11 protein-coding genes are annotated in these 12,076 nt (G+C 67.1%); 4 read left to right on the top strand and 7 right to left on the bottom strand.

Going from position 1 to position 12,076, the window contains the following annotated elements:
• Positions 1–7: 7 nt before the first annotated feature.
• The 4 genes from BKX93_RS22515 to BKX93_RS22500 all read right to left on the bottom strand — a co-directional run bounded on the left by BKX93_RS22515 (position 8) and on the right by BKX93_RS22500 (position 4,943).
• Positions 8–880, bottom strand: a complete 873-nt coding sequence (locus tag BKX93_RS22515) for a hypothetical protein (protein ID WP_046156792.1) — start codon at positions 878–880, stop codon at positions 8–10.
• Positions 881–1,053: 173 nt separating this feature from the next.
• The gene (locus tag BKX93_RS22510) at positions 1,054–2,751 is read right to left on the bottom strand and encodes a putative 2-aminoethylphosphonate ABC transporter permease subunit (RefSeq protein ID WP_052717395.1); all 1,698 of its coding nucleotides are present in this window, start codon (positions 2,749–2,751) and stop codon (positions 1,054–1,056) included.
• Positions 2,745–3,845: a putative 2-aminoethylphosphonate ABC transporter ATP-binding protein gene (locus tag BKX93_RS22505; RefSeq protein ID WP_070981481.1), complete on the bottom strand. Its 1,101-nt coding sequence runs from the start codon at positions 3,843–3,845 to the stop codon at positions 2,745–2,747. The genes BKX93_RS22510 and BKX93_RS22505 overlap by 7 nt, the downstream gene beginning before the upstream one ends.
• A 75-nt stretch (positions 3,846–3,920) precedes the next feature.
• Positions 3,921–4,943 (bottom strand): putative 2-aminoethylphosphonate ABC transporter substrate-binding protein, encoded by a 1,023-nt coding sequence (locus BKX93_RS22500; protein WP_046156790.1) that lies wholly within the window; start codon positions 4,941–4,943, stop codon positions 3,921–3,923.
• Between the two features lie 360 nt (positions 4,944–5,303).
• Here BKX93_RS22500 and BKX93_RS22490 point away from each other — a divergent pair, with 360 nt between their 5' ends.
• Together BKX93_RS22490 and BKX93_RS22485 are read left to right on the top strand one after the other, a co-directional pair.
• Complete coding sequence (locus BKX93_RS22490) at positions 5,304–6,908, top strand: GGDEF domain-containing protein (protein WP_046156789.1); 1,605 nt, start codon at positions 5,304–5,306, stop codon at positions 6,906–6,908.
• Positions 6,909–6,982: 74 nt separating this feature from the next.
• The gene (locus tag BKX93_RS22485) at positions 6,983–8,617 is read left to right on the top strand and encodes a methyl-accepting chemotaxis protein (protein ID WP_070981479.1); all 1,635 of its coding nucleotides are present in this window, start codon (positions 6,983–6,985) and stop codon (positions 8,615–8,617) included.
• Here the strand turns inward: BKX93_RS22485 and phnN are convergent, their stop codons facing one another.
• From phnN to phnF, 3 genes are read right to left on the bottom strand one after another with little or no spacing between them, the layout of a single operon-like run.
• Positions 8,618–9,175, bottom strand: a complete 558-nt coding sequence (gene phnN / locus BKX93_RS22480; protein ID WP_070981478.1) for a phosphonate metabolism protein/1,5-bisphosphokinase (PRPP-forming) PhnN — start codon at positions 9,173–9,175, stop codon at positions 8,618–8,620.
• Positions 9,165–9,863 (bottom strand): DUF1045 domain-containing protein, encoded by a 699-nt coding sequence (locus BKX93_RS22475; protein ID WP_070981476.1) that lies wholly within the window; start codon positions 9,861–9,863, stop codon positions 9,165–9,167. Before BKX93_RS22475 ends, phnN begins: the two co-directional genes overlap by 11 nt.
• Positions 9,860–10,582 carry a phosphonate metabolism transcriptional regulator PhnF gene (gene phnF, locus BKX93_RS22470; RefSeq protein ID WP_070981474.1) on the bottom strand — a complete coding sequence of 241 codons (723 nt, stop codon included), beginning with the start codon at positions 10,580–10,582 and terminating at the stop codon, positions 9,860–9,862. Before phnF ends, BKX93_RS22475 begins: the two co-directional genes overlap by 4 nt.
• A gap of 483 nt (positions 10,583–11,065) precedes the next feature.
• Here phnF and phnG point away from each other — a divergent pair, with 483 nt between their 5' ends.
• Both phnG and phnH read left to right on the top strand, forming a co-directional pair.
• Entirely contained in the window at positions 11,066–11,500 is a 435-nt protein-coding gene (gene phnG, locus BKX93_RS22465) for a phosphonate C-P lyase system protein PhnG (RefSeq protein WP_046167008.1), read from the top strand.
• A gap of 2 nt (positions 11,501–11,502) precedes the next feature.
• Positions 11,503–12,075, top strand: coding sequence for a phosphonate C-P lyase system protein PhnH (phnH, locus tag BKX93_RS22460; RefSeq protein WP_052717396.1), 573 nt, complete (start codon positions 11,503–11,505; stop codon positions 12,073–12,075).
• The last annotated feature ends 1 nt before the right edge of the window (position 12,076 follow it).

Here is a 12,076-nt window from a genome sequence, read left to right as displayed (position 1 = left end):
CTCCTCGTCAACTATTCGGCAGGTCGCGGTACAGCGCCCGCAGGCGGCGCGCCTCCGCGATGAAATCATGCAGCCGGTCAAGCGGCTTGCCGGGCTGATCCAGGCTCGCCCGCAATTGGCGATGCAGTTCCGGGAAGTCCCTCACCGCCTTGTCGGTGGAGGCCAGCGCCTGCTCCAGCCTGTCGTAGCCGGCCAGTTGCGCGGCTACCTGCTGGTCGAAACGGTAACGATCCCAGCTGTGATAGGGCGGGCGCACGCCATCGCGGTTGACCAGCCCCAGATAACGCAAGCGGATATTGAGCACATAGAGCTTCAAATCCTCGTCCACCCGCTCCATCATCTGCGCCAGCGCGTCCAGGCCGGGCTGGGCGCGGTCCATCACGCCGCGCAGCCCCTCCCGGCGTTGGGCCGCGAGCATGGCCTGGCCCAGCGCGTCCACCGCGATGGCGACGCCATTCGCCGCCTGGGCGTCCAACGTCCCGGCCGGCAGGCCGCGCAGGCTGGCCGCCAAATCCTGCGACGCGCGGTCTATGTCCTCCATCTTGCCGCCGCCCGCCAGTTTGGCCAGCGCTTCCGAGTAGCAGCTGAGCGCGTCCAGCGTAGCAGTCACCCGGGACAGCGGCGCGCTCAGATCGTAGCTTTCGCCTTGCGCGTTCACCAGCGGGAAGCCCTGCGCGCCGACCTTGCGATCCGGATAGCCAAGCACCGCGCTGTCGCGCGCGTCGCGCTGCAATTGATCGAAGCTCGCCTGGGCGCCGCGATTCACCTGGACGGCGGCGTCTCTCAAGGCGATGAATTTTCCGCTGTCCACGCTGCCGGCGCAGCCGGCGAGCAGCGCCATAAGCAGCGCGGCGGGCAACAGGAATGAAGGAGTGGACATGGTGCGACCCTGCGATTGACGATGACGACCGGACCGCCTGGCGGGGCCGGCGATGACATGCCTTTCAGATATAGTTCGTCATCAAATCAAGGCAAAGCGATTGCAAGCCGCTTAAGTAATACGCCGTACTCCCCTCTTGCCCATGAACGCCGGCGCCATGCCGGCGTGAACGGTCAGCGCGGACGCCACGGCTGGCCGCGCCCCACCAGCCGGCGCGACAACAGCGACGCCGCCAGCGAGGCCAGCGCCGAGCTGAGCACGATCAGCGTCGCCATCGCGGCGGCGGCGGCGGTGTCGCCGGCGTCGTCCATGGTCACGATGGCCACCGCCGCCAGGCTGCGCTCCGGCCCGGCGATGAACACCAGCGCCGACAGCGTGGTCATCGCCGACACGAACAGGAAACGCGCCACGTCCAGTAGCGCAGGCAGGCAAACCGGCAGCGTCACCCGGCGCAGCGTGATCCAGAACGGCACCTTCAGCGCGGCGGCCACCGCTTCGAATTCGCCGTCCATCTGCTTGAGCGCGGTGGCGATGGTCAGATGAGCGGTGGTGTAGAAATGGACGACCGTGCAGGCCGTCATCAGCGTCAGGCCGCCATACAAGCCGTTGAGCGGATTGTCGGGGTGGTTGAAAAAGAACACGTAGCCCAGGCCCAGCACCAGGCCGGGCACCGCCATCGGCAACATCGCGAGCAACCGCAGCGCGCCCCTCGCCAGCGGCGCGGCCGGCAGCTTCTCGCAGCAGTAGGCGCCCAGGAAAGCCAGCGTCGCGCCGATCAGCGCGGTGGCCGCGGCCATTTCCAGGCTGTTGAAATACGCGTCCCAGCCGCCGCCGTCCACTTGGTCGAAACGGTAGTGGGCCAGCGTCAGGCTAAGGTCGTATGGCCAATACTTGATGAAGGAAGCTCCCACGCCGACGCCCATCAGCGCCAGCAACGGCATGGCCATGATCGCCAGCATGACGAGCGCGGCCGCGTCCCGCGCCGGGGCCGTGGACGGCGAAAACGGCGTAGACCGCGCCGACAAGGCCGCGCGCTGGCGGCGCGACATCGCCCGCTCGATGAAGCAGGACAGCACGGCCGGCAACAGCAGCATCAGCCCCACCACGGCGCCGCGCGGAAAGTTCTGCTGCCCCACCACCTGCTTGAACGCCTCCACCGCCAGTACATTGCAATCGCCGCCCACCACCTTGGGCACGCCGAAATCGGTGAGCACCAGCGTGAACACCAGCAGCGCCGACGATGCCAGGCCGTAGCGCGCGCCCGGCAGCGTGATGGTGGCGAAGCGCCGCCACGCGCCGGCCCCCATCGCCCTCCCCGCCTCGTACAAGCGGGCGTCGGCGACGGACAAGGAAGTGGAAAGCAACATGAAGGCATAGGGAAAGGCATAGAACGCCTCGCCGGCGACCATGCCCCAGAAACCGTAAACCGATCCGCCGCCCAGCCAGCTTTTCAACAGGCCCTGGTTGCCAAACAGGTAAACCAGCGAGATGGCCGGCAGCAGCGAAGGCGCCAATAGCGGCAACAGCGCGATCTGGCGGAACGCTCCCCGACCCGGCGCCTGGCTGCGGCACAGCGCCCAGGCGAAAGCGAAAGCCGCCGGCACCACCAGCGCCGACACCGTCAAGGCCAGCAGCAGGCTGTTGCCGGCCGCGCGCATCAGGCCGGGCGAAGCCAGCACCTCTGTGAAATTGCCGAGTCCGGCGAAATCGCCGTCCATGGTCAGCACCGATTTGCCGAGAATGAACAACAGCGGCAGGCCCAGCGCCAGCGCCAGCAATCCCAGCAGCGCCCAGGCCAGCGCGGCGCCGGCCAGGCGTTCGCCATCCACGCGCAGGGCGGCGGGCAGCCATCGTCGCGCCAGGCTCAGCATGCTGTTTCTCCCGGATAGGCGCGCAGTTGCGCGGCCGGCAGCTCCACCGGCACGATCTCGCCCGGCACCAGCGGCTGGCGGTTCAGCATCGACGGGCATACTTCGGCGCGCAGGATCAGGCCGGGCATGCCTTCCGGGCGCAAGCTCAGCCGCGTCATCGCGCCGCCGAAAGACACATCCTCCACCCGCGCCAGCAAAGTGTTGGCCGCCGGTTCCCAGCGCGGCTTGACGATGACGTCCTCCGGCCGGATGAACAGCGTCAAGCCCGCGGCATCGGGCAGATCCCGGGTCAGGCTCAGCACGCAGCCGCCGACCGCCGCCTCCCGGCCGCCGCGGCGCTCGGCCGGCAGCCAGTTGGCGTCGCCGACGAATTCGGCGACGAAGCGGCTGGCCGGGCTGCGGTAGATCTCGGTCGGCGTGCCGGCCTGCTCGATCCGGCCGGCGTTCATCACTACCACCCGGTCGGCGATGGACAGGGCTTCTTCCTGATCGTGGGTGACCATCAGCGTGGTGACGCCCAGCCGCCGCTGCAGGCCCTTCAGCTCCTCCCGCAGCTTGTCGCGCACCCGAGCGTCCAGCGCCGACAACGGCTCGTCCAGCAGCAACAGGCCGGGCGAAGTGGCCAGCGCGCGGGCCAGCGCCACCCGCTGCTGCTGGCCGCCGGACAGCTGCGACGGGTATTTGCCTTCCGAGCCCGGCAGGCCGACGATGTCCAGCAGCTCGCGCACGCGGCGGGCATGGCCGGCCTTGTCGCGGCGCGGCGTCAGGCCGTAGGCGATGTTGTCGGCCACTGTCAGATTGGGAAACAGCGCGTAACTCTGGAACACGATGCCGTAGTCGCGCTTGGCCGGCGCCGCGCGGGTGATGTCGCGGCCGGACAGGCGGATCGTGCCGGTATCCGGCAGATCCAGCCCGGCGATCAGCCGCAGCAGCGTGGTCTTGCCGCAACCGGAGGGGCCAAGCAGACAGACAAACTCGCCCTTGCGGATGGAAAGCGAGGCTTGATCCAAAGCGGTGAAGGCGCCGAAACGGCGGCTGAGCGCATGGACGGATAAATGCTCGGACAAGCCGGACAGGCTATCGACCGGTTTCATCGGGTGCTCCAGTGACCTGAGACTATGCGTGAAACAAGCCGCCCCCGGCATGGGGGGCGGCTACGGGGCGACCGTTCACTCTTTCGGCGCGGCCTTGCTCTCATAGCGGCGCGACCATTCCTTCAGGATGGCGTCGCGGTTTTTGGCGGCCCAGCCGAAGTTGTTCTTGGACAGCCGCTGCGAGTAGTCGACCGGAATGAAGGGGTTCTGCTTGGCCACGCCCGGCATCGCCAGCACCGCGTAGTTCTGCTCGTACAGCTTCATCGCCGGCAGGCTCACCGAGAAGTCGGCCAGCTTCCTGGCGGCGTCCAGGTTCTTGGTGCCCTTGACGATGGCGGTGGCTTCCAGATCCCAGCCCAGGCCTTCCTTCGGATAGATCAGGTCGATCGGCGCGCCCTTCTCCTTCAGCTGCGCGCCGCGGTATTCAAACGAGATGCCGATCGGATACTCGCCGGCGGCGGCCATCTTGCAGGGTTTGGAGCCTGAATGGACGTACTGCGCCATATTGGCGTGCAGCTTGTCCATGTAGTCCCAGCCCTTCTTCTCGCCCATGGTCTGCAGCCAGGCGGACACGTCCAGGTAACCGGTGCCGGACGAGGCCGGATGCGGCATCACGATCTGGCCCTTGTAGACCGGGCGGGTCAAATCGGTCCAGTTTTCCGGCTTGGGCAGATTCTTTTTCGCCGCTTCCACGGTGTTGAAACAGATGGTGGCCGCCCATACGTCCATGCCGGTCCACTTCGGCGGCTTGGCCTTGTCGACGAACTGCGGGCTCAGTTTCTCCACGCCTTTGGGCGCGTAGCCCTGCAGCATGCCCTGCTGGTCCAGGATCATCAGGCTGGTGGCGGCCAGGCCCCACACGACATCAGCCTGGGGATGGTTTTTCTCCGACAGCAGCCGGGCGGTGATCACGCCGGTGGATTCGCGCACCCAGCGGATGTCGATGTCCGGATTAGCCTTCTCGAACGCTTCCTTGTAGTCCTTCACCTGGTCCGCTTCCAGCGCGGTGTAGACGGTCAGCGTGGTCTTGGCCTGCGCCAGCGGGGACAGCAGCCCGGATACGGCCAGGGCGGCCGCGACAGCCATCTGCTTTTTCATCGACGATGCTCCTTGGGTTAGACGTATAGACAAATCTATTTGCACATCGGACTGATTGAAACAAAACAGCGCAACGATAAGCGCCGGCGATGACAGGCCCGTGAATGCGGCATGAACCTTGTCTTGCCGCGCTAGACCTATGCGGGCGGAAAGCCCCGCGGCTCTTATCTATAGTGAGGACTGGACACAGGCGACGACAGATGAATACGACCCCGCAAAGCCATACGGCGCAGCAGATTTGCCGCTCTCAGGAAATGGCGCTTCGCCCTGGATCCTCGAGAAGGAGCGATGGTTGACCCTGCGCGAGGAAAGCGGCGGCCTGAGCCCGGGCGGAACCCAAGCGAACGGAGCTGAGCAGGCATGAAGTCCAAACGCCTGTCGGACAGCATCATCATCCGCCTGTTGGCGCTGTCCCTGGCCATCATGATCTTCGGCGTGCTGTCGCGTTACTACGCGCTGGGCTCCTTTCTGCGGCAGGATCTGGGCCAGGTCGTGTCCGAGCAGCAGCTGGCGCTGGCCGGCTACGTCGCCCACGACATCGACGACAAGATCAGGCAGCGCAAGGCTTTGCTGTCCCGCCTGGCCACCGCGCTGCCGCCCGAGCTGCTGGACCGCCCAGACGCACTGCGCGCCTGGCTGAAGGAGCGTTACCAGTACCAGCCGCTGTTCTCCATCGGCTTGTTCGTGGTGCGGCCGGACGGCCGCGTGATCGCCGATTACCCGGAAGTGCCGCACCGGATGCAGGTCAACTACGGCGACCGCGACTACATCCGTCAATCCCTGCAAGGCCGGTTCTACATCGGCAAGGCGATAACCGGCCGCAGTTCGGGCGTGCCGGTGCTGCCGATGTCGGCGCCGGTGCAGGTGAGCGGCGAAGTGCCGGCGGTGCTGGTCGGCGTCACCGCCATCGCCGCGCCGGGTTTCCTTGATTTGCTGCAGCAATCCCGAATCGGCGATCATCGCGACAGCTTCCTGCTGATTTCCCCGCGCGACCATCAGATCATCACCGGCTCTCAAAGCGAGCTGACGCTGCAGCCGATGCCTGAGCCCGGGCGCGACCCGCTGCACGACCAGGCGATGGCCGGCTATCGCGGCGCGGCGGTGGCGGCCACGCCGCAGGGAGAGGAGGAAGTCCGCGCCATCGTGCAGGTGCCCAGCACCGGCTGGCTGGTGGTGGCCAAGCTGCCCGGCCGGGACGCCTTCGCCACCGTAGCCCGGGTGCAGCACTTCACGCTGCGCCAGGCGCTGATCGCCTTCGTCGTGTTTTCGGTGCTGGCTTGCGGCGGCATGTACATCGTGCTGCGTCCGCTGTTCCGCGCCGCCCGCCACGCCGACCGCATGACGCGGGGCGAATTGCCGCTGGAGCCCTTGCCGATACACCGCAAGGACGAAGTCGGCTATCTGATCGCCTCCTTCAACCGCCTGCTGCGCAAGCTGGAAGACAAGCAGACGGAGCTGGCTCAGATGGCGCACCACGACTCGCTGACCGGCCTGCCCAACCGCTTGCTGCTGTCCGACCGGCTGCACGTGGCGCTGGCCCAGGCCCAGCGCCGGGAGACCCGCCTGGCGCTGCTGTTCATGGATCTGGACAGTTTCAAGATGATCAACGACACCCTGGGCCACAAAGCCGGCGACAAGGTGCTGTGGCAGGCCGCGCAGCGCCTGTCCGGCACCGTGCGCCAGAGCGATACCCTGGCCAGGATAGGCGGGGACGAATTCGTGCTGTTGCTGAGCGATCTGGACGACAAGGCCGAGGACATCGCCCGCACCGTGGCCGACAAATGCCTGGAAGCCTTCGACACGCCCTTCCTGGTCTCCGGCAACTCCTGCCAGCTGGGCATCTCCATCGGCATCGCCATCGGCGACGGCTACAGTAATCCGGACAGCCTGCTGCAGGCGGCAGACCAGGCGATGTACCGCGTCAAGAAAACCGGCAGCAGCGGCAGCGCCACCATCCACCTGTAAGCGCCAGGCGGAGCCGCCGTCATATTCCAGGCGTCATCCCGACCAACCGTTTTGCAATCCGCGAGATCTCTGTCATGAGGCTACTGCAAAAAATCAAGGTAGGACCCAGACTGGCCGTCTCCTTCATGGTACTGCTGGCTTTCCTGCTGGCAATCGCCTCCAGCGTATGGGCCGGGCTGGCCCGCATCGAACAGGCCACCCGCGTCATCGTCAGCGAAGATGCCAGCAAACAGCAGGCGGCCGCCGATCTGGACCGCTACTCGCAAAGCGCGGCGCTGCTGCTTCTGCAAATCGTCTCCACTCCGGACCAGCCGCAGCGCGTGCCGCTGTACGCGGCGATGGATGAGGCCAGCCACAAGGCCAACACCGCGCTGCAGCGCCTGAAGGCCCTGCCCTGGAGCGGGGAGCAGGCCGGCGCGCTGCAACGTTTGGCCGAGTTGCGGACCGCCTACTCCAAGGCCTTCAGCGACACGGTGGACCTGGTGGAAGCCAATGATCCGGCCGCGCTGGCCCGGCAATACGGCAGCCAGACCCGCCCTGCGCTGCAAGCGCTGCTCGGAGCCACCGCCGAGTTAGCAGCGGCCCAGCAAAACCATATGAACGCGGAAATGGCCGATGTGCTGTCGCTGATGGGCGCCACCCGCGGCTTATTGCTGGGCTGCTGCATCGCCGCCGTGCTGGCCGGCCTCCTGCTGGCCTGGAGCGTCACCCGCAGCATCACCCGGCCGCTGGAACACAGTGTGGCGGTGCTGGGTTCGATGGCCCAGGGCGACCTGCGCTGCGAAGTGCACGCCGCCGGCAACGACGAAACGGCGCAAATGCTGCGGCGGATGGCTCAGATGCAGGACGAGCTGGCCGCTCTGGTGCGCGAACTGCGCGCCAGCGCGGACATCGTAGCGGACACCGCCAGCGCCACCCGAGGCAGCGCGGCGGAAGTGGCCGGCGGCGTGGAGCGGCAACAGGCTGAAATCCATCAGATCAATGGCGTGGTCGGAGCCTTCTCCGCCAAGCTGGACCGCGCGGCGACCACCGCCGACCAAGCCAGGCGCCAGGCCCGCAACGCGGCCGATTTGGCCGATCAAGGGCAAAAACTGATCGAAACCGCCTCACACGAAATCGGCCTGATCGCCGGAAAAATCCAGGGCAGCGCCGAATCGGTGGACACGCTGCGCCAGCGCGCCAACTCCATGCACGGCATGATTGAAGCCGTCACCAGCATCGCCGAACAGACCAATATGCTGGCGCTGAACGCCGCCATCGAGGCGGCGCGCGCCGGCGAAATGGGCCGCGGCTTCGCCGTGGTGGCCGATGAGGTGCGCAATCTGGCCGCGCGCACCGCCCAAGCTACCCGGGAGATCAACGAGGTGATCGCCGCGATGGATAACCAAACGTCCGAGGCGATGGGCCGCATCGAACAGGGCCAGCGTGAAATGGCGCGCGGCGTGACGCTGATAGGCGAAATCATCGAACCGCTGACCGAGCTGAAACGCGGCGCCACCGCCACCGTGGGCGAGCTGGAGCGGCTGGCGGCGGATATCGAGGAACAGGTGCGGGAAAGCCAGTCCATCGCCGGCAGCGTGTCGGCCATCGCCCGCTCCGCCGACGAAAGCCTCAAAGCCAGCCAGGATGCCAGTCTCAGCAGCGGCCGACTACAGGAGGTCAGCGCCACGCTGCAAACGCAGATTCGGCGCTTCGTGGTGGACAGCTGATCAAACCGGCTGGCGCGCCAGCAGGGTCAGCAAACACTCGCCGGCCTCGGCCAGCTCGCCGTCGTTCCACAGCACCTCGCACGCGGGCGGCGGCGCAAAGCTGCCCGCCTCCACCAGCCGGCGGGCGATTTCCTCGACCGATTCCCGACCGCGCCCGGCCAATCGCGCCGCCAGCACCTCGGGGCTGGCGGTGATCCACAGCGGACGCAAAGTGGGAAAACACTCAGCCGCCAGCGGCAGCATCGAACGCGAACCGTTCACCACCACGTCCAAGCCCTGCGCCAGCCACATCGCTACCTCCACACCCAATCCATAAGCCAGGCCGTGCCGCCGCCAGCACAAGGCGAAACAGCCGCTCGCCTCGCGGGCAGCGAACTCCTCCGCGCTCAACGCCACGTGGTTCTCGCCGCCGGCATCGGCCGGCCGGGTGATGTAGCGGTGGGCGAACATCACGCCGGCGACTTGCGGCAACCGCTGCCGCGCATAGGCCAGCAGGCTGTCCTTGCCGGCGCCTGACGGGCCGATCACATACCACAGGATTCCGGACTCAGCAGTCATGGCGCGCCACCGTTCCATCGAAACCGCAGTGGGCCAGGTAACGGAACGGCCCGCCCGGCGTCCGCTCGACGAACAGCGCGACGCCCTCGATCTCGGCCGTGGCGGCCAGGCCGGCGAAATGCCGCCTGGCGCCCGCCTCCAGCGCGGCGGCCGTTTGCGATCCGCGCGCCAGGCTGCCGGAAAGCGTCAGGTGGAAACGGAACTGCTCGAACACATAAGGATAGCCCCAGCGCCGGCACAGCTCATCTTGCCGCGGGCTCAGGCCCTGCCTGGGCTTGGCCGGGCCGCTCCGGTCCGCCAGCGGCTCCAGCGTCGCCACGCAGGCTGCGGCCAATTCGTCCAGCCGCGGCAGCGACGCCGCCGGCCGCAGCGCGAGAAAGTCATCCAGCCAGCCCACCTCCAGATTCAGCGCGAACGGCTGGAACGCCGCCGCCAGCCCGGCGGTCCGCCGCAGCAGCGCGTCCTCGTCCAGATCCGGCCGCAAAACGAACGGCGCCTTCAAGGTGGCGTGCCAGCCGTAGCGGGCGGCTTCGCCGGTCAAGCCGGCCAGGCCCTCCGCCCCGATGCCCGGCACCTCAGGCTGAGTCAGGGCGCCGCCGCTCAAGGCATCTCTCCCCAGCCAGCGGCAGCCGGCGCGCCACAGCTCGCTGTCCGGCCTGGGCGCATAATAAATCGCGTAGCGCGTCATTCCTGCTCCATCACCAATTGCACCAGGTCGCCGTTGAAGCAGGTGACGCCGTACTGCACCGGCGCGCCGGCCGCGTCGACGTTCAGCGACTTCACATGCAGCACAGGACGGTTCTTGGGAATGCCCAGATAATCGACCGTCTCCGCGTCCGGCAGCCGGGCGGTGACGCGGGTGAAGCGGCGGGTGTAGTCGGCCACGCCGCACTCGGCCAGCGCGAGCGTCACCGAGCGATGCCTCAGATACGCATCCGGCAAGCCTGGGAACCGGGAAGCGGGAAAGAACATGGTCGCGTAATCCACCACCCGTCCCTCTACCTTGCTCAGGGTCTTGATGCGGTACAGCGTGTCGCCCGCGGCCACCTGCAGCAATTCCGACAGCTCGGCGTTGGCCGGCACGGTGTCGCTGTTCAGGATGTCGATGTCCGAGCTGAGGTTCTGCCGCGCCATGTTCTGCGAGAAGCGCGTGCGCTTGCTGATCGCGTAGTCGATCGCATTGTCCTGCACGAAAGTGCCGCGCCCCTGCTCCACTCGCAGCAGGCCGCGCTCCACCAGCGTGGCCACCGCGCGGCGTATGGTGTGGCGGTTGACGCCGAAACGGTCCGCCAGTTGCAGTTCGGTGGGCAGTTGCTGGCCCGCCTGCAATGCGCCGCCGGCGATGTCGGCCGCCAATGCCTCCTCTATCTGCCGCCACACGGCGACGCCGGAGCCTCTCTCTATCATTCCTATCCTTTCGCGTTTCTTAAACGACGTTTTCGCCTGGATCTGCAAATAGCAAACACGGGGCCGACGCGCCCAGATCCCTTCAAGCCTGCCGTCGGGTGGCAGGCCCGAGGTTTTAAGCGGCTGCCTGTCTGAGCGATTTGACGTTAGCAAATCGCGAGTTCAGCCGCGCCTCGGGCCTGGCGGGACCCGACGGGAAGCCGCAGGCCAGGCTTGCAGGGTGGCTTTAGGGGTGGAGGGGATATTTGGCCACACAAATATCCCCTCCCTGCCAGCCGGGCAGCCCCGGCTATGCCAAGAATCATCCGCGCAGCGGATTCAAAAAACATGCTGATCATCGCAGCGCTAAAACAATCGTCTGCGCCCGCCTTGAAAACGTCACAAAACCTTCATCGCCGCGTGCTGTTTGTCCTTCGATGCCCGCCATTATCATGCATACGTCTATACGTTTATATGAATCTTTCTTGAACCATGAGGCACACGATGGACACCTCCACCCGACAGCGCTGGCTTTCCGCGCTGGCCAACAGCCCCATCGAACGGCTGCTGGCCCTACTGCCGCCGGCTCTGCCCGCCGCGCCGCGCTGGCTGCGCCGCGCCGAAACCGGCCTGATGATGCTGCAAGGCCGCAGCGGCGGCGCCGGCGCCCGTTTCAACCTCGGCGAGATCAGCGTCAGCCGCGCCAGCTGCGAGATAGACGGTCATGTCGGCCACGGCTGGGTGCGCGGCGGCGACGGCCGCCACGCCGAGCTGATCGCCCAGGCCGACGCGTTGCTGCAAGACCCTGCCCGCCACGGCGAGCTGATGCTGGCGTGGATCGCGCCGCTGGAGAACGAACTGGCCGAACGCCGCGCCGCCCGTTCGCGCGAGGCCGCCTCCAGCAAGGTCGAATTCTTCACCATGGTGCGGGGGGAATGACCATGCATAGCGCTTTTGCCCATCCGGTGGATGACGCCCAGCAGACCTTCCGCGCCGTATTGAGCGCGATGGCCGAGCCGCTGCTGCCGCGCGCGCTGCCGGTATTGCCGCCGGCCCTGCCCGGCCTCAAAGCTTCCGCCGCCGCCCTGCTCTACACCTTGGCCGATCAGGATGTGCGCGTCTGGCTGCCGGCGCTGCCGGACGACACCATCGCCAGCCTGCGCTTCCACACCGGCATCCGCGTGGCCGAGCTGCCGGAAGAAGCCGACTTTATCGTCATCGCCGCCGGCATGCCGCTGCCGGATTTGATGAGTTTGAAAGCCGGCAGCGCCGAATACCCGGACCGCTCGGCCACGCTGTTGATCGAAGTGGATGGTTTCGGCGCGGACCAGGTGGAAGGCAGCGGCCCCGGCTTCGCCGCGCCGCGCCGTTTCGGCGCCGCCGGCCTGCCCAAAGACTTCTGGCGCGAATGGCAGCGCAATCACGCCCGCTTCCCGCTGGGCGTGGACGCCATGCTGATTTCCGACACCCACGTCGCCGGCCTGCCGCGCAGCGTCCGCATCCGGGAGGGTTGAG

Source organism: Chromobacterium vaccinii, assembly GCF_001855275.1.
Taxonomy (GTDB): Bacteria; Pseudomonadota; Gammaproteobacteria; order Burkholderiales; family Chromobacteriaceae; genus Chromobacterium; species Chromobacterium vaccinii.
The sequence above is the reverse complement of the archived record's forward strand: the minus strand, read 5'-3'. Positions and strand labels throughout refer to the sequence as shown.